Source organism: Pseudomonas sp. X10 (genome assembly GCF_054889225.1).
This window is the reverse complement of sequence record NZ_CM142677.1, coordinates 3,578,742-3,598,562: the sequence shown is the minus strand read 5'-3', so window position 1 is coordinate 3,598,562 and position 19,821 is coordinate 3,578,742. Positions and strand designations below refer to the sequence as shown.

Sequence of the window (19,821 nt, the reverse complement as noted above, 5' to 3'; positions counted from 1 at the left end):
TATGAACCTTATCACTCCAATCAGAATCGCCCTGGTCGACGACCATGTCCTGGTGCGTGACGGCGTCAAATCCCTGCTCAGCGCGGTGCCGCATTTCCAGGTGGTCGGCCAGGCCGAGTCTGGCGCCCAGGCCCTTGAGCTGGTGGCGTCCACCGAGCTGGACATCCTCCTCGTCGATGTAGGCCTGCAGGGCATGAACGGGCTGGAACTGACTCGCAAGTTGTGCAGCCTGTACCCTGGCATCAAGATCCTGATGCTGAGCATGTACGACAATCAGGAGTACGTGCGCACCTCCATCAACGCCGGTGCCTTGGGCTACGTGCTGAAAAACGCCCCCTCCACCGAGCTGATCGCCGCCATCGAAGCTATCGCGGCCGGTGGCAGCTTCTACAGCCCTGAGATCACCAGGAAGCTGGTCAGCAACAACCGTGACGAGAATGACCTGACACCGCGGGAAGTGCAGGTGTTGTCGATGATCGCCAAAGGGGCGAACAACAAGGAGATGGCGCGCGAGCTTGGGATCAGTGTGCGGACGGTGGAGACGTACCGGTTGAGCATACGGCGCAAGCTGAATATCGATACGGCGGCGGCGTTGGTGAAGTATGCGATCGAGCAGGGGCTGGTTTCGATCTGACGGGAAGACTGCGGCACTTGCTCAGCGTTTACTGGACGCCAACTGAAGGGCAAATGGCTCGGATATCATCCCCGTCGTGTGATCAATCCACGCTTGTCTGTTCTTCCTTGTACACCCGCATCCCCCGCGCCTGGTAGTTCGACAGCGCCGCTGGGTGGTCCTGCGTGCAGGTATGCACCCACACCCGCTGAGTCCCAGGCCATTCCCAGGCGCTGCGAATGGCCTGGCTGAGCAGCACCCCACCAAACCCCATGTCCAGGAACTGTGGCGCAAGGCCGAAGTAGTGAATCTGCGCATCCACGCCGTTGGGCCGGTACAGCTCGAAGTACCCGGCAATCGCGCCGCGATGATAGGCGACCCAGGTGCGGTGGCTTTCTTGTTCGACCAGCGCCTGCCACTGGGCATCGCTCCAGGCGTTCAGGTCGTTCCAACCCCAGGCGGCGCCCACCAGTTGATAGAGAAACCGGTTCAGTTGCGGCTGCGCAACCTCGCACTCGACGATCCGCAAGTCCTCGCGCGCAGGTTTGGCCTTGAGCTCACTCGCGCAAGTCATCTCTAGGTAGTAAGTGGTCAATGGGGTTGTCACCGTTACGCCTCCAAGTCGTTCTTTGATCCCTGAGCACAGGCGCTGCACTCTATCCTGAATGGCGAGCTCGCAGAAGCCTGTGGCAGACGGACTTGACTACGCAGCAGTGACTGTTCGCCGCTGAACAGTCGGTTACCAGTCGCCTGGTCGACGTCAGCCTGAAACTCCAGCCCAGTCACACCCCTGTCATCCCTGGCTATTAGTGTGCTGACGTATTTGCGTCCAGCTCCGACCTGACGAGGTGAAGGTGTACTCCAGCACGACCCGCAAGCAGATCATCCTCCGCTCTGACGATATGCGCAGCGACGACTTCGGCGCGCTGTTCGCCCGCTTGTTCGGCAACCTCTATGCGGATACGCCGCCGCTACCGACGGGGATCGTCATCGGTGGCGTCTATGGCCGGCACGAGGGCGTCAGTTTTCGCCGCATGCGCTACCGTGGCGATTTCTCCATCCGCTTTCCTGAGCTCCAGGACGAGATCACCTTCGTCCTGCCTACCGCTGGCAAGATCATCTTCGATCATCGCACCGAGTCGGTCGGTTTCGCCCGGGTCGGTTTGGCGGTGGACAAGGCCGAGATCCGTTCGGTGCGCTTCGTCGAAGACCACGCCCAATGCGGCATGTCGATTCGGCGAGCCCTGTTTGCCGAGCGCTTGTCGACGCTGTTGGGCAGGCCGGTGTTGGCGCCGATCCGTTTCGCACCGGTGGTGGACTTGGACCTTCCGGCTTTCCAGGGCATTCGCGCGTTGCTGGAGCTGGCCACGGGCAACGAGTTCGATCACTTGATCAATGCCGGTGCGTTGATGCCGGCGCGCTTGCAGGAGATGCTGGTCGACGCGGTGCTGGAAGCCTGGCCGCACAACCACAGCGAGGCGCTGCGGCGGCCAACGCCGTTGATCGCGCCGCGCCATGTGAAGCTGGCCGCCGAGTATATCCGTGAGCATCCGCAGCATCTGGTCAGCGGTAGCGAGTTGGCGTGCCTGGTCAATGTCAGCCTGCGTGCTTTGCAGGAGGGTTTTCGCCGGTTCCTGGGGACGTCGATCGTTGGTTACCAGCGCCAGGTGCGTCTGGAACGGGCTCATGAGGCCTTGGTCCGTGGTGACATGGCCTCGGTGAGCGAGGTGGCGCTGCGTTATGGGTTCAGCAACGCCGGCCGATTCTCGCAGTATTTCCAGCAGGCTTATGGGGTGAGCCCGGCCGAGGTGAAGAGGGGGCTGCGGGTGTCGTCGTTCTAATCGCACCCTTGTGCACGTCGTCGCGAGGCTTGTTGCTCCGGGGCCGCGTAGCGACCCTGGAGCACTGCCTAGCTGTCAGAACGCATAGCTGGCCTTCAGGCTGCCGCTGACGCCATGGCTGCTGCTGCCACCAATGGCCGCAACGTCGGCGCCCAGGCTCAAAGCGCCGAGACTGGCCATCAGGTTGACGGCGCCGCTGAACTGGTCGCGGTTGTCGAACGCTGCGCGCTGCTCGATATCCAGGCCCAGTAAGTGCCCCTGGCTGTCGACCCGGTGATCACCGAACGCACGTTCATAGCCCACCTCCACACCCGGCACCAGTTGCCAGCCACCCGCCAAGGCGACGGGGGCGAAGGAGGCCTTGAGGTTGGCCACGGCGCTACGGCGGGTGGCCTGGATGCTATCCACATCGAGGGCCAACTCGCTGCCTTTCTCGGTGAAACCCGACAGGTCCAGATGGCTGATCCGTACACCGAGGCTCGGCTCCAGGATCATGCCTGCGCTGGGCAGGCGATAACCCAGTGCCAGGCTGGCCCCAGTCAGGGTGCCGTGGCTGTCGCCCTTGGCCGTGCCCAGGCCGCCGCCGAGGTCTCGCTTGCTGTCGTAGTCGAGCCAGCCGGCGCTGGCGTCGGCGCTGACGAATAGGCCATGCTCCAACCCCTGTGGGGCGAAGCGCATGCCGGCACTGACGAAGGTCAGGTCAGTGTCCGCTTCGCCACCGGCTCCGCCGACGTTGCCGCGGCTGTAGCCGAAGCCGGCGTGAGCGCTGAGTTGTTCGGAGAACCGTTGGCTCAGGCCGACCATCAGTCCCTGGCTATGCTCATTACTGCTGGCGGCGTGGGACGATCCGTCGGTGCCCAGGTAGCCGGCCAGGGCGGTGCTCCACAGGCGGGCTTGGCCGACCTTCAGATCGGTACCAGCGGCGAAAGGCGCGGCAGCCCGGTCGATCAGCGCGCCTTGGCGCAGCAGGTGGCTGGCAGCATCGGCGTGCACCTGGCCGCCGACGGTGGAGTCGACGCCGCCCAAGCTGCCGGCGTCGATGGCGGCCTGCAGGTAGTAGTTGTAGGCGCTGTAGCTGCCCGACAGCGGGCTGTCCTGCAACTGCTGCAATAGCGCCGCCCCGGCGGCAGCATTGCCTACGAGATCGCTTTGGCCGGGCAGGCTGTTGTAGCGGACCATCTTGCCGCGCAGCACATAGATCGTTTCCTGAGACAGGCCCAGGCCCTGCTTGAGGTAGTTGTCCATGCTGCCGTACTGCGCGGTGACCTGGTCCAGGCCGGCCTGCAAGTAGCTGGCATCGACGCCCAGCAGCGGTTGGTAGATCTCTGCCATGTCCGCTGGCATCGCGGCCAAGGTCGCTGCCATCCGGGCGGCGGTGTAGTCGTTGGTGGCCAGGTAGTTGCTCATGATGCTGGCCTCGTCCACCCCGGCGATGCTCTGCAGCACTGCGGCGGTCCAGCCGGTGCGGTCCTTGCCGGCGGTGCAGTGGAACAACGCCGCGCCATCGGCGCTGGCCAGTTCGTTGAACAGCACGGCAAACTGGCCGCGCATCCCGGCGTCGCTGACGAAGGCACGATTGGTCTCTTGCATCATGGCCACGGCCTGGGCGGCGCTGCTGAAGGAGATGTTGGTGATGTCCGAGCCGGAGCTGGTGCTGCCGATGATGTCGATGTTGCTGTAGCTGGCGCCGGTGGGCAGGGTGTCGGGCGTGGCGGCGATCTCGCTGGGGGTGCGCAGGTCGTACACGGCGCGGATGTCCAGGCCATTCAAGGTGGCCAGGTCCGTCGTGGTCGGGGTTAGGGCGTTGGCGCGGTAGAACACCCCGGCGCGCATCGTGCCATCGTGGGCGGTTGTATAAGCATTGGTGATGCCGGCGATATCGCGGAAGTTGTCCATGCCGGCCAGGCGCGGGGTATCGAGCACGGAAGGTTCGGCAGCGTGGGCGGCGGTGATGGACAAGGTAAGGACGGACAGGGACGACAGGACGCGATGGAGCACGGTGTAGCCTCATGTGGGATGCGGTGAAGGGCTACTATCGGCAAGTGAGTGAAACGCAATGTTACAGCTTGCGGCAGAAAGGAAATGCCTGCGTGAATCGGCCGCAAGTTGCGTTTTCTGTCCGTTCCATCAGCCGCGCATAGGCACCCAGCCACGCCTTGGTCACACCCGGATGTTTGGCCACAACGCCGCTTCCAGGCGCCGAGCCGACGCCAGCGCGTCTTCAGCCGTCGCAAAGTTGGCGAAGCCCATCAGCAAACCACCGTGCGTTGAAGCGCCCAAGCGCCAGTCGCTCAGCGCGTGAACGGCTAGCCCCCTGGCCCGGGCTGCCTCGGCCAGGACCTTGTCGCTCTGAGAGGTGTTCAAGTGAGCCAATACATGGATGCCGCCCGCCTGCGGCTGGACGTGCAGGCGCTCTCCCAGGGTCTGCGTCAGCGCATCGACCAGATAGCCGCGCCGGGTCGCATACAGGGTGCGCATTTTGCGCAGGTGCCGGGCAAAGTGCCCCTGTTCGATGAAGTCGGCGACCATGGCTTGAGGCAAGAGGGAGCCAGGGCCGGGAAGGTGGTTCAGCACATCCCTGAACTTGCCGACTTCAGGCGCGGGCACAACCAGGTAAGCGAGGCGCAAGCCGGGGAACAGCACCTTGCTGAAGGTGCCGGTGTAGAGCACCCGTCCATTACGGTCCAGGCTTTTCAACGCGGGCAAGGGCCGGCCGTGGTAGCGGAACTCGCTGTCGTAGTCGTCCTCGATAATCCATGCGCGGCGCTGCGCCCAGTCCAATAGTTCCAGCCGCCGTGGCAGCGACAGGGCCACGCCCGTCGGACTTTGGTGCGTCGGTGTCACCACGACGAAACGTGCATTGGCGGCACGTCGCTGGCCGAAACGCACGTCCAGGCCTTCCTCATCGACAGGCACCGGCTCCAGGCGCATGCCTGCGCGTTCCAGAAATTGCCGGGCAAGGATGTAACCAGGGTCTTCGTGCCAGCCCAAGTCTCCAGCTTGCAGCAGCGTTCGGCACGCTAGGTCCAGAGCCCCTCGATAACCCGTCGTCACGAATACCTGTTCGTGCGAACAGGCGATGCCACGCGAAATGCCCAGGTAGGTGGCAATGGCGCGCCGCAGAGGCTCGTATCCCGCCGGGTCGGGATAGGTCATCGCCACCGTCTCCAACGTGCGCAGGTTACGCCCGGCCAAGCGCGCCCAGGCCTTGCGCGGGAAGGCATCCAATGCCGGCAGGCCGAGTTGGAACGGCAGGGCCTCCCCAGGTTCGGCCAGCGGATGCGGCGATGGCTGGGCCGGGGGCTCGGACACCTTGGCGCTGCGAGCTCCAGTCAGGCTCCCCAGCCGTGGTGACACCACTGTGCCCGCCGCGCCACGTGCCACGAAATAGCCTTCGCTGACCAGCATCTGGTAGGCCATTTCAACTGTGCCGCGTGCCAGGCCCAGCTCGCTGGCGAGGCTGCGCACCGACGGCACCCGGTCGCCCGGACGCAGCTTGCCGGCAGCGATCGCCTCCCGGTAGCGTCGGTACAGCTGCAGGTAGATCGGTGCATCTAGCGCTCGGCTCGGCCTGAGATGTTGCAGGTTCATCAATAATGTCCCATTGATTTTCTCAATTCTTGCCCCTGTGCTCTGGGACATGATGCGCCTAACTTACCCGCTCTACTACAAGGAAATGCCCATGAGCACCTTTCGATTGAGCCTTATCGACAGCGATCAGGACTACCAGGCCTGCTTCAGCGTCATGCGTGAACTACGTCCCCATCTGACCGAGCCCGCCAGCTTCGCCGTACAAGCGCGTCGTCAGTCTGAGCAGGGCTATCGTCTGTTGGCCGCCTGGCAGGACGGGCAGGTCAAGGGTTTGGCGGGCTACCGCGTTCAGGAGAACCTGCTGTACGGGCGCTTCCTCTATGTCGACGACCTGGTGGCTGCCTCCGACGCCCGTCGCCATGGCTTGGGCGGTCAGTTGATCGATGCATTGCGCGAAGAGGCACGACGGCAAGGCTGCGCGCACTTCGTTCTCGACACCGCCTTGGGCAATGCCCTGGGCCAACGCTTCTACTTTCGCCAAGGCCTGTTGGCCAAGGGAATGCATTTCTGCCAGCCGCTGTAGCCCCGTGGGCCATGAACGTGGCCGCGTTTTCATTCTTCCTTCCATGCAGGAGAACTGCCATGAGTACCCTTCGTTTACCCTACTGGACCCTCTCTCCCGAAGCCTACCAAGGGTTGGCGGCCACCAAGAAAGCCCTGGAAAAGAGCAGCCTTGGCAAGCCATTGATCGAGCTGGTCTGGCTGCGCATGTCACAGATCAACGGCTGCGCTTTTTGCCTGGAAATGCACGCCAAAGCGCTGCGTGCCGGTGGCATGTCGGATGCCAAACTGGACAGCCTGGCCGGTTGGCGGGTGGGTGAGCATTTCAATGAGCGTGAATGCGCGGCACTGGCCTGGACGGAAGCGCTCACGCATGTGGATCAAACCCACGCGCCTGACGAGGATTTCGAGCCCCTCAAGGCACATTTCAGCGATGTTGAAATCGCCGACCTGTGTTTTGCCATCGCCTTGATGAGTGCGTTCAACCGCTTGGCGGTTGGAATGCGGCAATGAGGAACGGCGCGTAGCGACGCAAGCCAGCAGCGTTGCTGGCGTATGAACGAGTCATGGAGCACGTTGTATGAATATTCTGCATATCGATTGCAGCCCAAGGGCGGAGTCGCAGAGCCGCCAGCTTTCAGCTGCGATTGTCGCGCGGCTGCTTGAGAGTGGCCCCGGTGCGAGCGTCACACGCCGTGACCTGGGCCGGGAACCCATACCGCACACCGAGTCCGCCTACGCGACCGCGCTGTCGTCCCCTAGTGCTCTGGCGGCCGGGCTGGCGAATGGGGCGGTACAGTTATCGGAACAACTGATCCAGGAAGTTGAGGCGGCTGACGTTCTGGTCATTGGCACGCCGATGAACAACTTCACCGTCCCTTCGGTGCTCAAGGCGTGGATCGACCAGATCCTGCGGATCGGGCGTACCTTTGCGCCCACGCCGACGGGAAAAACAGGCCTGCTGCGAGACCGACCGGTATTCATCGGCATCGCCTCAGGGGGCGTCTTCATGGGCGAGCGCGCCAACCAGCCGGACTTTCTCACCTCCTACATGACGGCCGCGCTTGGCTGCGTGGGGTTGAACTCGCTGCACTTCCTGCCACTGCAAGCAACGGCGTTTCTTGATCACGAGCGGCTCTCGGCAGCACGGGATGCGTTGTTGGGGTCCATTGACCTGGCCGCCGTGCCGCAGTGATTGACAGGGGCAGAGAGGAACGAGCGTCCTTCTGCCCCGGTATCGCTTGGGTGGGGGCAAGCTAATGGGCTCCCCCATCACTCGGGAAAGTCAGCACTCTCCGTCACCTGCGCCCAGCCCTCGAAATCCTTGCTCAAGGCCTGGACCTTGTTGCGCGCACCCGCGAGGGCGGCCTTGCCCAGCAGTAGGCGCAGCGGGGGCTGTTCGGCTTCTACCGTGTTGACGATGGCAATGGCTGCACGTGCCGGGTCCCCTGGCTGGCTGCCGCTGTAGCCGCGCATGGTCGAGATCCGGCTGCCGGCGGTTCCATGGTAGTCGGCAATACTGTGCGGCGCTTCGTTGGCAGAACGACCGGCCCAGTCGGTGCGGAACGGCCCCGGTTCGACCACCAAGACCTTGATGCCCAGCGGGGCGACTTCCTGGGACAAGGACTCGGAAATCGCCTCGACCGCGAACTTGGACGCGTTGTAGAAGCTCAAGGCAGGGAAGGCGGCGATGCCCCCGACCGAGGAAATATTGACGATCTGGCCGCTGCGCCGCGCGCGCATACCCGGCAATACCGCCCGGGTCATGGCGCTCAGACCCCAGACGTTGATTTCGAACATCTTGCGTGCTTCAGCCAGGTCGCTTTCTTCAAACGAGCCGAAGTAGCCGATACCGGCGTTGTTCACCAGCACATCGATGCGTCCGAAGCGCGCTTCAGCGGCGCTCACGGCCGCCTCGACCTGAGCCGGGTCGGTCACATCGAGCGGCAGCACCAGCGCATGGTCGGCGTACTGACTCGCGATATCCTCAACCTGTTGCCGGTTGCGTGCCGTCACCACGGTAGGGTAGCCAAGGCTCAGCGTGTGCAAGGCCAATTGGCGGCCGAAGCCGGTCGAACAACCTGTGATGAACCAGACGGGTTTTGCTGTCGTTGCGTTCACGATAATTACCTTCAGCGAGTGGTAGAGATGTTGCCAGGCAAAGCATGCGCTCCCATGTTGATCCTAAAAAGATGGATAATCCGAAAGCCCTTTTTGGTAAAACCGCATAATGAACGATCCCGATATCCAGCAATTGCGCCTGTTCATGCAGGTGGCCCAGGCGCGCAGCTTCACCCAGGTCGCGGACGCCACGGGCTTGTCCGTTTCCACGGTCAGCCACACAGTGCGGGCGCTTGAAAAGAAAATGGGGCTGCGCCTGCTGGACCGGACGACGCGCAGTGTCAGTGTGACGGAGGCGGGGAAGCGCCTGATCGAGAAAGTCGCGCCGCTGTTGGAAGAGCTCCAGGGCGCACTGAGCAGTGTTTCGGCCGACGCTGACGAGGTCGCCGGTACGTTGCGCTTGAACGTTCCCTCGACGGCCGCGAGGCTGGTCATCCAGCCGATGCTCCGGCGCTTTCTGTTGAAGCACCCGCGGTTGAAGCTGGAAGTGGCCGTGGACAACAGCCTGATCGATATCGTCAGCCAGGGTTTTGACGCCGGTATCCGTTACGACGACGTGCTGTCCGAAGACATGGTGGTGGTGCCGCTCATCACCGATATGAAGTTCGTCGTCGTTGCCTCTCGCGAATACCTGACCACCCGTACCGTACCGCTTGCCCCCCATGACCTGGTCGACCATGAATGCATCAACTACCGCAGCGCAGAGTCAGGCGCATCGCCCAAATGGGACTTCGAAAAAGGGGATAAACGGCTCAGGATTGCCGTGCAGGGCAGGCTGGCAACCAACGATACCGACCTGATGATCGGGGCCGTACTGGATGGCCTTGGCTTCGCCTATCTGGCCCGCGGCCCCATCGAGTCCTATCTGCAGGACGGCTCCCTGGTGGCCGTCCTGGAAGACTGGTCACCTCCCGGCACCCTGTACCTGTACTACTTCAACCGCACCAACATGCCAAAAAAGCTTCGCGCCTTCATCGACTTCCTCAAACACGAAGACGCCCCGAACGCTTCAACTGAAGGGAGTGCCTGAGGGCCTGTCCTTGGCCACCAGGCAATGCCAGACGGGATGCCGGAGGGCTTATAGCGACACCAGCACATCGCACTTGGACTCGTTCAGCACATGCTTGGTGACGCTGCCTACCAGAAGCTCCTCCAGCGCGCTCTCGCCATGCCTGCCCATCACGATCAGGTCGCAGTCCAGCTCCTGCTCCTGCTCGACAATGCGCCAGGAGGCATCGCCATGCACCACCACCAACCGCGTCTCGGGCGGCAGCCCGGCTTCCTTGCGCAGGGTGGTGAGTTGTTCCACTGCGTCTTTCTTGATGATGTTCCGGTAGTGGTTGAGGGTGTCAGTATCGACATTGGCAAAGCGCATGCTGCCTTCGAATGGCGCCTCATACACATGCAGGAGCACGATCTCGGCTTGCGGGGCGATGGCCAGGGCCGTCCAGATCGAACGCAGCGACGACGCGGAGAAGTCGACCGGGACCAGCAAGGTACGGTACTCCCGGCGCGGCGCCTCCTTGACCACCAGCACCGGGCAGACCATGCGACTGAGCAGCCGCTGCGCCGTCGAGCCCAAGAGCAGGTGACGCATCACGCTTTCACCTTTGGCCCCGCAGACCAGGAGCGTCGTGGCCTTGTCCAGGATCTCCTTGCTCAGCTCCGTGAGCACCGAACCGGTCACTGCACGGGTGTTGGCAACCACGCCCTGGTGTTGCAGGAGGGTATCGGCCAGTTCCTGAAGCTTTGCCTGGGCGGTGGCGAGCACCTGCTGGCGCAGGTCTTGCTCGGGCGCCACCATTTGCTTGAGGCGCTCCAGAGGGGCGAGGTTTGCCACGTAGATCAGGTCCAGGGAAGCCGACAGTTGCCTGGTTAACAGTGCGGCCCGCTCCGCGGCGTGGCGGGCAGGGACGGAAAGGTCGGTGGCGGCCAGGATGCGGGTAAGTTGGCTCATGGTGGGCTCCGATTGTAGGGCTAGGCCAGGTTAACTATGGCTCATCGTCGGGAGATCCGGGGGAGGGGAGTTGATTTGCATCAAGGGTGGGTGGAAATGGTGCGGGGGAGCGACGGGCGGTTGCCAAGGGCTATTAAGCGCAAGCCCAGTGAGAAACCGGAAATTCAGGAGGAATTTTCATATTGGGGAGGCGCATCTTGTCCTCCATCTATTCAAGGCAGGGGTAGGTGTCGCAGGTAAGCTATCGAGAAATGCGGCAATCTGCCGGGGACCGCGCAAGCGCACCGTAGGCATCGCGGACCAATGGTCAGGCGTCAGTTAAATCAATGGGGCCGCCGTGCGGCCCAATCGCAGGCTTCGCCAACTCCCACAGGTTCTACGTCAACCACAAGAACAGAGGTGTTCAGGGGCCCAGTGGGAGCACTGTCTTCAAGCTTTTTTTCAGAGAGATTTTCTCGCACATGACTTCGCCAGCGATACAGCCAAAACAGTGTCGCGGCGAGACCCGCTTTTAGCGATCTGCTCCCAATGGCGCTCAGGTTCAGGCCTCTGCAATCTTGCCTGCCACCACCTCACTGTCTGCCACCATCCCCTCGCGCATCCTCTGCGCATCCCGGCTGAAACAGCGCGACGCCAACAGCAGGAACACCAGCGTCAGCATCAGCGCCATGGGTATCAGATACATCGCGTCGTGCAAGCCTTCAGCCTTGAATGCTTCGCTCATCTGCGCCTCTCCCGCAGCCTGCATGGCCGCTACGGCGAAATGGTCCGATAACATGCCCACCACGACCGGCCCCAACCCACCCCCGAGTAGATACAGCCCGGCAAAGAACAATGCCATGGCCGTAGCCCGCAAGCGCGGCTGCACGACATCCTGAATCGCGGTGTAGACGCAGGTATAGAAGTTGTAGGAAAACAGCCAGCCAATACCGAACACGGCGACGAATACACCGATTTCTATCCGCCCTGCATGCAGAGCCCAGGCGGTGGCCAGGGTCGCAAGCAACATGCTCAGGGCTGCGAACAGCAGGCGGCCATTGGCAAAGCGCTGGTGCACTTTGTCTGCAACCCAGCCGCCGAGGGTCAGGCCCACCAGCCCTGTCAGGCCGACGATCACCCCGGTGGCCACCGCTGCCTGCTGCAGCGAGAGCAGAAAATACCGCTGCAGCATCGGCACCATGAACGAGTTGCAGGCGTAAGTGGCGAAGTTGAAGGTCAGGCCGGCCAGCACCAGCCAGTAAAAGGTCGGCACGCTCAGCACTCTGCGCAGTGGTCGGTCCACCGGGGCCTGGGAGATGGCCACTGACTCTGCCGCACCGCGCGCAGGTTCGCGGATCATGAAGATAAACAGTGCCAGCAGCAGCCCCGGCACTGCGGCGATGAAGAATGGGGCTCGCCAGCTATCGAATGCCTGAACCATGGCACCAATGCTGAAGAAGGCGAGCAATAGGCCCAACGGCAAGCCAAGCATGAAAATACCCATGGCCCGCGCCCGCCGCTCGGCCGGAAATAAATCGCCGATCAGAGAGTTGGCGGCAGGTGCATAACTGGCCTCACCGATGCCCACCCCCATGCGCACCAGCAGAAAGCTCCAGAAACTGCCGACCATGCCGTTGACCGCGGTCAGCCCGCTCCAGGCCATCAGGCCCCAGCCCATTAGTTTTCTGCGTGAACCGTTGTCGGCCAGGCGCGCCAGCGGTAGCCCGGCAATCGCATAGACCAGCGTGAACGCTGTACCGATCAGGCCGATCTGAAAGTCACTCAGGTGCCATTCCAGGCGGATCGGTTCGATGATGATGGCGGGAATGGTGCGGTCAAAGAAGTTGAACAGGTTGGCCAGAAACAGCAGAAACAGGATTCGCCAAGCATTCGCCGCTTGAGTGGAGCTCTGCATCGTTCAGTCCCTCTTTATTATTGTTCGGGGCTTTCCAGCACACTGAACGAATCTAGAGGGCTATCAGGAGTCTGTCTGCCACCATTGACCGCACTGATACTGAATAATAGTAACTATTTTCAGATTCATCGGAAGGGGCATGCCTTCGCCACGAGGTAGAGCGCGTTGAGGCGTGTTCTGCCTGGTGCCATCTGTCTATTGCTCGTGCAGATTCGGCTTGTCCGCTTTGGCCTGTATTGCCCCCAGCAGAACATTGGCGCCTGCTTCGCACCAGTGCGGCAACGGTGTACGTCGTAATCGTAGCGGGTGGCCTCGCTGCCGATGATTTCAACCTTCAGGGCGTCGTCCTTCTCCCACAGTTCCTGCAGGGCAGCGAAGCTTTGCAGGCTCGGTCCATTCGGTTCGCGGGCGGCAAATTGGCGTTCGGCGGCGACGGATGCACTGGCAACGGCCTCGCCGATCATGTTTTGGGCCTGCTGCTTGCCGTAATCGCGTACCAGGATTTCGTGTTTGATGATCTTGGCGTCGATGCGCCTGTCGGTAGCGGATCAGTGCTGCGCTGCAGATAACACGCCCCGCGCTTCTGGCGGCTGCTCAAGCCTGGCAAAGCGACCTGAGCATGTGCCTCCCGGCAGGTGTGCTTGCGTATCTGTTGTATTATGTTTATAACAACATGACTTTTGCGTTTCGCAGTCACGATAAAAGGGAAGCAACATGATCACATCCACCCTCAGGGAGCAGCTTGCCGCCCCCGGCATGATCATCGCGCCAGGGGCCTATGACGGCATCGGGGCACGACTTATCGAGCAGGCCGGTTTCGGCGCGGTGTACATGACTGGCGCCGGTACCTCCGCAGCACTTGGCTATCCCGATTTCGGTCTGCTCACGATGAGCGAGATGGTCGACAACGCAGCGACAATGGCCCGCGCTATCGGCGTGCCGCTGATCGCCGATGCCGATACTGGCTACGGTAACGAACTGAATGTGACGCGCACCGTGCGCGAGTTCGAGGCGCGGGGCGTGGCGGCCATCCACATCGAAGATCAGGTATCGCCCAAGCGCTGTGGGCATCTCGACGGCAAACAGGTGATCTCCCGCGAAGAATTCGTGTCGAAGATCCGCAGCGCTGTGCAAGCACGCCGCAGCACGGACTTCATCATCATCGCCCGCACCGATGCACGCGCTATGCACGACCTGGACGAAGCGATCTGGCGCGCCAATGCCGCCCTTGAAGCCGGCGCCGACATGGTCTTCGTCGAGGCCATGCAGTCTGTCGACGAAGTGGCGGCCGTGCCCAAGCGTGTTCACGGTCCCTGCTTGTTGAACATCGTGCCAGGCGGACGCACGCCTGTGTTCGATCTGCGGCAGGCGGAGGAAATGGGCTACAAGATGGTCATCCTGCCTGGGTTGATCTTGAAGGCGGCGGTCGAAGCCGGAGACGCCGTGCTCGCCGAACTCAAGGCCACCCTCGTTGCGCCTAGTTCCACTGAATCCGTTGCCCAAGTGTTTCGCCGATTCGGTGCCGATGAATGGGACGAGTTGCGCACGCGTTTCAATGCCGGCGCGACGATGGGGAACTGACCATGGCACGTACCCTATTCGACAAGTTGTGGGACGCCCACGTTATTCGCGACCTCGGGGATGGCTGGGCGCTGTTGCACATTGACCGTCATTTACTGCACGACCTCTCTGGACCGCCTGCGCTGGCAGATGTCGCCGCACGCGGCCTGCCGTTGCACAATCCTGAACTGGTGTTCTCCACCCCTGATCATGCGGTCTCCAGTCGGCCTGGGCGTAACGCCACCACGTATCCGGTCGGCGGCAAATTGCATGCCGCACTCAAGGGCAGCAGTGATCGCATGGGCGTGCGCATGTTCGACCTCGGTCAGCCTGGGCAGGGCATCGTGCATGTGATGGGCCCGGAACTGGGAATCGTGTTGCCGGGGTTGACTGTCATCTGCGGCGACAGCCACACCTGCACCAACGGTGGCCTTGGTGCGATGGCGTTTGGTGTCGGATCATCGGAGAGCACCCATGCGCTCGCCACCCAGACCCTGCGCCAGCAAAAGCCGAAACAGATGCGTATCCGCTGCGAAGGTGCGCTGCGCACCGGGGTCACGCCCAAAGACTTGGCGTTGCACATCATCGGCAGGCTGGGGGCGGCTGCCGGCGTTGGGTCGATCATCGAGTTTGCCGGCCCGGCGATCGAGGCGATGGAAGTGGAAGGGCGGCTTACGCTGTGCAACCTATCGGTGGAGTTGGGAGCGCGCTTCGGCATGGTCGCTCCGGACCAACGCACCTTCGACTTTCTGCGTGGCAAGCCATTTGCGCCGCAGGGCGCGGCGTTCGATGCAGCCATCGGCGATTGGTGCCAGCTGTACAGCGACGCAGATGCCCACTTCGACCGCGAAGCAATCATCGACGCATCTTCGGTGCGCCCGACCATCACCTGGGGCACTAGTCCGGAACATGCGGTCCCGATTAATGGACGCGTGCCCGATCCAGCTGATACGACGGATGCGGCCCGCCGCGAGACACTGCTCGCAGCGCTGGATTACATGGGCCTGAGGCCAGGCCAGGCCATCGCGGGAACGCCGATCGACTGGGTGTTTATCGGTTCATGCGCCAACTCGCGGTTGTCCGATTTGCGCGCGGCCGCTGACGTGGTACGTGGCAAGCGAGTGGCAGACCGGGTCACGGCCTGGGTCGTGCCGGGGTCGGAAATCGTCAAGCGCGCAGCCGAAGCCGAAGGTCTGCATGAGGTGTTCAAGGCCGCGGGCTTCGTCTGGCGCGAGCCCGGTTGCAGCATGTGCGTGGCGGCGAACGGTGAACAGGTGCCGCCGCAACAGCGATCAGTGTCGACCTCGAACCGCAACTTCGTCGGGCGGCAAGGGCCGGGGGCACGCACGCATCTGGCGAGCCCGGCGATGGCCGCCGCTGCGGCCATCGCTGGAGCAATTACGGATGTCGATGAGGTGACCCTATGAGCCTGCAACCCTTCACTATCGTCAGCGGTGCCGCCGCGTATCTGTCGCGCGCCAATATCGATACCGATGTGATTATCCGTATCGAACGTCTGACCACCCTCACCAAAGACCAACTCGGGCCCTACGCATTCGAAGCCCTGCGTTATCGCGAAGACGGCAGCGAAGATCCAAGTTGCGTGTTTAACCAGCCGGCGTTTCGCAATGCGCCTTTCCTGCTGGCGGGCGATAACTTCGGCTGTGGTTCGTCACGCGAACCTGCGGTCGCGGCACTGCAGGGCATGGGTGTGCGCTGCGTCATCGCGCCGAGTTTCGGTGATATTTTTTTCGGCAACTGTTTTCAAAACGGCGTGTTGCCAATCCGGCTGCCTGCGCCTCAGGTCGATGCACTGGCCAAGGCCTGCTCCAACGGCGAACCGCTCACGGTCGATCTGAAAGCGCTCACCATCCAGACCCCCGACGGGATTGCTGCCACCTTCACGGTCGATGCGTTGCGCCGCGAAGCATTGCTTCAGGGGTTGGACGATATCGGCCTGACGTTCCAAGACGAGGCGTTGATCGTCGAGTGGCAGCAGGCCGACCGCACGCGCAGACCCTGGGCCTGGCCGTCACCGGCTGAGCCGGATGCACAGGCCCTTTGAACGCTATTCGCAGGAGTTCCTCGAATGCCCCATCAGCACACCGCATCACCGGAGTAGTCGTGAATCTGGAGCAGGCTGAGCTACTCGGCACGTTCCTGATGCGCCGCTTGTTGGCGCTTCTTGCTTCAGCGAGACCTACGGTCCAGCCAAACAATGACAACAATAAAGCAGGAGTATTTTTATGCGAGAACACGCCTTTGATGCGTCAGTTGCCGCTGTCGAGAGGTCTTTGCCTCATGCGACGTCGGCCGGTGACATAGCCGCACGGCTTGACCGCCTACCGGCGACGCGTTCGATCTGGTCGATGGTGCTGCTACTAGCGGTAGGCTCGTTCTTTGAGTTCTACGAACTGGTGTCTACGGCTTATGTCATGCCAGGGTTGATTCAGAGTGGAATCTTCAGCACCACGACGGAAAGTATGTTTGGCTTGACTGGCGCGGCGAGTTATATCGCGGCGACGCTCGTCGGAATCTTCCTGGGTGTGCTGTTCTTGGGCCCAGTCACCGATCGACTGGGGCGCCGCGCTGTTTTCACGTTCGCGCTACTCGGGTACTCGGCCGCCTCAGCCATCATGGCTTTCCAGACTGACGCCTATGCGCTCAGCTTCTGGCGACTGGTGGCGGGAGTGTTCATTGGCGTGGAACTCATCACCATCGACACTTACTTGAGCGAGATTGTCCCTGCCAGGATCAGGGGGCGCGCCTTCGCCATTTTGAGAACGTGCAGTTGGGTTGCCGCGCCCGTTGTTGCATTGATCTCTTATCTGTTGGTGCCCACTACGTTGCTAGGCTTTGATGGGTGGCGCTGGGTGTTCTGGATAGGGGCGTGTGGCGCATTGTTCGTTTGGTTTTTGCGCCGCAATTTGTCGGAGAGCCCTCGCTGGTTGGCCAGCCGCGGCCGCTTTGATGAGGCGGATGCGGTGCTGTGTGAGTTAGAGGCAAAAGTACGAAAGGATCATGGAGGGGAGTTGCCCAAGCCCGAGCCAGTGGCTGTACCCGATGCCAGGGAATCGGTCCATTTTGCCGGGATCTGGAGCCGGCCTTACCGCGCTCGCACCTTGATGTTGCTGGTGTGTCAGGTCGGGATGGGTATCGCGATATATGGGTTCACATACTGGATGCCTACATTCCTTGTTGAACACGGCATCGGGATCACCAAGAGCCTGGAATACAGCCTGATCATTTCCTGCGTGTACCCGCTGGGCCCATTTGTGGCGATCTTTTTCGCCGACCGGTTTGAACGTAAATGGCAGTTGCTCGTTGTCGGCTGTCTACTGATTGTTGGCGGCCTGGTTTTTATCGACTTGCGCAGCACGTTGCCACTGATCCTGGCTGGTTCGGCTGTCACGTTGGCCGTCGCTGTCGTGCCCATGGTGGTGCACACCTATCAAAATGAACTGTACCCCACTCGTAATCGCGCGTTTGCCACTGGTTTCGTGGTAGCGGTCGGGCGTCTCGGCGGGGCGGTGAGCGGGTATCTAATCGCCGCCGCGCTCAGATATGCGGGAGTGACTGGAGCGCTGACGGTCATTTGTGGCGCGATGGCCATCTCGATGCTGGCTGTCGTTCTGTTTGGACCGAGAACGCGCGGCCGTTCTTTGGAAGCGTTAAACCCACACTCCCAAAACTAATTGATCCTCCACTTGCTGGTGAATGTGATCCAGTGCAACCCCAACCTAACAGGAGTCATACAACAATGAAAATCAATGACATAAAAGGCGATGCTCGACGCGTCATCGACATCGTTAAGGACGGAGGTATCGGGCTTGTACCCAATGACACCGGCTATGCCTTTGTCGGGTCGACGCTTGAGCCGATGCAAAAAATTTTCGATACGAAGATGCGTGGAAGTCATAAGCGCAACGCGATGGCTGCCACTCTTGACACGCAGCGAGAGTTGCACACGCTCGACAAGCGTGCTCAACAAATGGTCGACGCATTGGTCCTTGATCACAACTTGCCGATCGCCGTTGTTGGTTCTTTTCGCCAAGATCATCCTATGATCCAGAAGCTCGGTCCGGAGCTTCTCAAGGCCAGTTCAGCCGCTGGAAGGATTGGAGTGCTATTGAACGGAGGTACTTTCCATGCCGAACTCTGTCGGATAAGCCAGGAGGAAGTAGTACCCTTGCTCGGGTCATCCGCGAACTATACGGGCGCCGGATCTCCATTTCTTATTGAAGATATCCCCGACGAACTCCGAAAAATTGCAGACATTGAGGTCAATCATGGTCTACGTCGAGGGCATGTCTATAAGCGGGCGGGAACTGTAATTAACTTCGATACTATGGAGGTCATCCGTATCGGCGCTTGCTATGAACTGATCTCAGATGTCCTGCGCAGGTTCTTTGATGTAGAGCTTCCAGCCGATCCGGGCATGGACACCTTGCCATCGGGTCATCTCAATGAGTTCGCGCTCAGGGGCGTGGAGTAACTATCTCTTAAGAAGCCGCACTATTCGTTACACTGTTTTTTACTGAGGAATGTGCGCGGCGTCAGCGTGGCATCAATCCTCTGCTTATGCCTGAGGTCTTGGGCGAAAGTGGTTTACGCAACTTGAACAAATCGATCCCGTGCTGCTTTGCGATATCCTGCACACGGCAGTACGCGATCGACTTCCCCGATTCGGCACAGTGCCCCAAGACAACAGTCGGATGTATGGACAACTGTTCTGTCTGGATCGGCCGCCGCTGTCTGACGTCAGGAAGGAGCATCCGGGGGGGGAGCATCGAGTATTACCTGGCCGGCGGCCAACGTATTCACATCGGCACCTGCGATCTCCATCAAGATGCTGGCACGCTCGGCGGCCATGTGGATTGTGAGGTGCAGCACCGGACGTTCGTCCATGTCGTGCATCAAACGCACCATCTTCAGCAACGGGCTGCCCACTTCCGTATGCAGCAGGCGAGCGCGATGCGGGTCGCCCACGGTAGCACTGATCTCCTGCACCACGCGGCCGAACTCGATGCCTTGTGCCATCAGGATTTCGTAAAGCGCCTTCTGCATGAGTGCTTGCTGGGTGACTCGTTGCCCTACCGAAGTCAGCACCCAGGCGTCGGTGAGCATGGCCGGCTCACCCTTGTGGTTAACGCGCAGCCGCAACGCGTGTACCGCTTTCGTGGCGGGCGCTAGCTGCAGCAGCCGGGCCACGTCGGGCGGCGGCACAGCTTGCTCCACTTCTAGCACCTGCACCACCGTCTCGATTGCTGTTTTACGCAGGCTATCGATCAGGTTGAGGCTGGGTGGCAAGCGTGTATGGGACAGTCCACCCGAAACAAACGTGCCGCGTCCGTGGCGCCGCTCCACCACACCCTGGGCAGCCAGGTCGGCCAGCGCACGACGCACTGTGATGCGCGACACGCCAAAACGCTCGCATAGCGCCTCTTCGTTTGGCAGCGCGCCTGTGGGGTACAAATCACGCGCAATTTCTTCGCGCAATACCAGAAATATCTGGCGGTGCAGGGCGGTTCCCCGGGTGCCAGTAAGCGGCGGAGTGGTAGTCGGTGTGTTCATGCGCCCAGCATAGCAGGTTGGCCCCATATCGATAATCCCGATCATTCGGCGGCTGGTTAAGCCTGCCACGACGACCTGAGGCGCCTTGTGGCAGGTCAGCTTGTGTTTGTGTTGTATTATGTTTATAACAACATGACTTTGGCGTTGCGCCGTCATGCTAGACATGAAA

19 protein-coding genes are annotated in these 19,821 nt (G+C 61.4%); 11 read left to right on the top strand and 8 right to left on the bottom strand.

The genetic code is table 11. From position 1 onward, the window contains the following. The first annotated feature begins 1 nt into the window (after position 1). The gene (locus tag ACYU03_RS16460; RefSeq protein WP_461885713.1) at positions 2-634 is read left to right on the top strand and encodes a response regulator; all 633 of its coding nucleotides are present in this window, start codon (positions 2-4) and stop codon (positions 632-634) included. Positions 635-716: 82 nt separating this feature from the next. Here the strand turns inward: ACYU03_RS16460 and ACYU03_RS16455 are convergent, their stop codons facing one another. After that, positions 717-1,187 carry a GNAT family N-acetyltransferase gene (locus ACYU03_RS16455; protein ID WP_461891485.1) on the bottom strand — a complete coding sequence of 157 codons (471 nt, stop codon included), beginning with the start codon at positions 1,185-1,187 and terminating at the stop codon, positions 717-719. Between the two features lie 280 nt (positions 1,188-1,467). On the opposite strand from ACYU03_RS16455, the gene ACYU03_RS16450 reads away from it, so the two are divergent. Continuing rightward, positions 1,468-2,454, top strand: a complete 987-nt coding sequence (locus ACYU03_RS16450) for a helix-turn-helix transcriptional regulator (protein WP_461885712.1) — start codon at positions 1,468-1,470, stop codon at positions 2,452-2,454. 75 nt (positions 2,455-2,529) lie between these two features. On the opposite strand, the gene ACYU03_RS16445 is transcribed toward ACYU03_RS16450, so the two are convergent. Together ACYU03_RS16445 and pdxR are read right to left on the bottom strand one after the other, a co-directional pair. Next, positions 2,530-4,452 (bottom strand): tyrosine-protein phosphatase, encoded by a 1,923-nt coding sequence (locus ACYU03_RS16445; protein ID WP_461885711.1) that lies wholly within the window; start codon positions 4,450-4,452, stop codon positions 2,530-2,532. Between the two features lie 162 nt (positions 4,453-4,614). Next, positions 4,615-6,045 (bottom strand): MocR-like pyridoxine biosynthesis transcription factor PdxR, encoded by a 1,431-nt coding sequence (pdxR, locus tag ACYU03_RS16440; RefSeq protein WP_461885710.1) that lies wholly within the window; start codon positions 6,043-6,045, stop codon positions 4,615-4,617. A 91-nt stretch (positions 6,046-6,136) separates the two neighbouring features. Between pdxR and ACYU03_RS16435 the strand changes: the two genes are divergently transcribed. From ACYU03_RS16435 to ACYU03_RS16425, 3 genes are all read left to right on the top strand, one after another. After that, on the top strand, positions 6,137-6,568 hold the full coding sequence (locus tag ACYU03_RS16435) for a GNAT family N-acetyltransferase (RefSeq protein ID WP_461885709.1): 432 nt from the start codon (positions 6,137-6,139) through the stop codon (positions 6,566-6,568). Positions 6,569-6,627: 59 nt separating this feature from the next. After that, on the top strand, positions 6,628-7,059 hold the full coding sequence (locus ACYU03_RS16430) for a carboxymuconolactone decarboxylase family protein (protein WP_461885708.1): 432 nt from the start codon (positions 6,628-6,630) through the stop codon (positions 7,057-7,059). Between the two features lie 67 nt (positions 7,060-7,126). Further along, positions 7,127-7,741 carry an FMN-dependent NADH-azoreductase gene (locus ACYU03_RS16425; protein WP_461885707.1) on the top strand — a complete coding sequence of 205 codons (615 nt, stop codon included), beginning with the start codon at positions 7,127-7,129 and terminating at the stop codon, positions 7,739-7,741. 77 nt (positions 7,742-7,818) lie between these two features. Here the strand turns inward: ACYU03_RS16425 and ACYU03_RS16420 are convergent, their stop codons facing one another. Beyond that, the gene (locus tag ACYU03_RS16420) at positions 7,819-8,667 is read right to left on the bottom strand and encodes an oxidoreductase (protein WP_461885706.1); all 849 of its coding nucleotides are present in this window, start codon (positions 8,665-8,667) and stop codon (positions 7,819-7,821) included. Positions 8,668-8,776: 109 nt separating this feature from the next. Here ACYU03_RS16420 and ACYU03_RS16415 point away from each other — a divergent pair, with 109 nt between their 5' ends. Further along, complete coding sequence (locus tag ACYU03_RS16415; protein ID WP_461885705.1) at positions 8,777-9,697, top strand: LysR family transcriptional regulator; 921 nt, start codon at positions 8,777-8,779, stop codon at positions 9,695-9,697. 48 nt (positions 9,698-9,745) lie between these two features. Here the strand turns inward: ACYU03_RS16415 and ACYU03_RS16410 are convergent, their stop codons facing one another. From ACYU03_RS16410 to ACYU03_RS16400, 3 genes are all read right to left on the bottom strand, one after another. Further along, positions 9,746-10,624: a universal stress protein gene (locus tag ACYU03_RS16410; RefSeq protein ID WP_461885704.1), complete on the bottom strand. Its 879-nt coding sequence runs from the start codon at positions 10,622-10,624 to the stop codon at positions 9,746-9,748. Between the two features lie 541 nt (positions 10,625-11,165). Next, complete coding sequence (locus ACYU03_RS16405; RefSeq protein ID WP_461885703.1) at positions 11,166-12,518, bottom strand: spinster family MFS transporter; 1,353 nt, start codon at positions 12,516-12,518, stop codon at positions 11,166-11,168. A 125-nt stretch (positions 12,519-12,643) separates the two neighbouring features. Continuing rightward, positions 12,644-13,018: an L-2-amino-thiazoline-4-carboxylic acid hydrolase gene (locus tag ACYU03_RS16400; protein WP_461891484.1), complete on the bottom strand. Its 375-nt coding sequence runs from the start codon at positions 13,016-13,018 to the stop codon at positions 12,644-12,646. A gap of 214 nt (positions 13,019-13,232) precedes the next feature. Here ACYU03_RS16400 and ACYU03_RS16395 point away from each other — a divergent pair, with 214 nt between their 5' ends. The 5 genes from ACYU03_RS16395 (at position 13,233) to ACYU03_RS16375 (ending at position 18,573) form a co-directional block, all read left to right on the top strand. After that, positions 13,233-14,099: an isocitrate lyase/PEP mutase family protein gene (locus ACYU03_RS16395; protein ID WP_461885702.1), complete on the top strand. Its 867-nt coding sequence runs from the start codon at positions 13,233-13,235 to the stop codon at positions 14,097-14,099. Positions 14,100-14,101: 2 nt separating this feature from the next. Continuing rightward, on the top strand, positions 14,102-15,505 hold the full coding sequence (gene leuC, locus ACYU03_RS16390; RefSeq protein WP_461885701.1) for a 3-isopropylmalate dehydratase large subunit: 1,404 nt from the start codon (positions 14,102-14,104) through the stop codon (positions 15,503-15,505). After that, entirely contained in the window at positions 15,502-16,143 is a 642-nt protein-coding gene (leuD, locus tag ACYU03_RS16385) for a 3-isopropylmalate dehydratase small subunit (protein ID WP_461885700.1), read from the top strand. Before leuC ends, leuD begins: the two co-directional genes overlap by 4 nt. Before the next feature lie 181 nt (positions 16,144-16,324). After that, the gene (locus ACYU03_RS16380) at positions 16,325-17,773 is read left to right on the top strand and encodes an MFS transporter (protein ID WP_461885699.1); all 1,449 of its coding nucleotides are present in this window, start codon (positions 16,325-16,327) and stop codon (positions 17,771-17,773) included. Between the two features lie 65 nt (positions 17,774-17,838). Beyond that, positions 17,839-18,573 carry a Sua5/YciO/YrdC/YwlC family protein gene (locus ACYU03_RS16375; RefSeq protein ID WP_461885698.1) on the top strand — a complete coding sequence of 245 codons (735 nt, stop codon included), beginning with the start codon at positions 17,839-17,841 and terminating at the stop codon, positions 18,571-18,573. A 266-nt stretch (positions 18,574-18,839) separates the two neighbouring features. Here the strand turns inward: ACYU03_RS16375 and ACYU03_RS16370 are convergent, their stop codons facing one another. After that, positions 18,840-19,817 (bottom strand): GntR family transcriptional regulator, encoded by a 978-nt coding sequence (locus tag ACYU03_RS16370; protein ID WP_461885697.1) that lies wholly within the window; start codon positions 19,815-19,817, stop codon positions 18,840-18,842. Between the last annotated feature and the right edge of the window lie 4 nt (positions 19,818-19,821).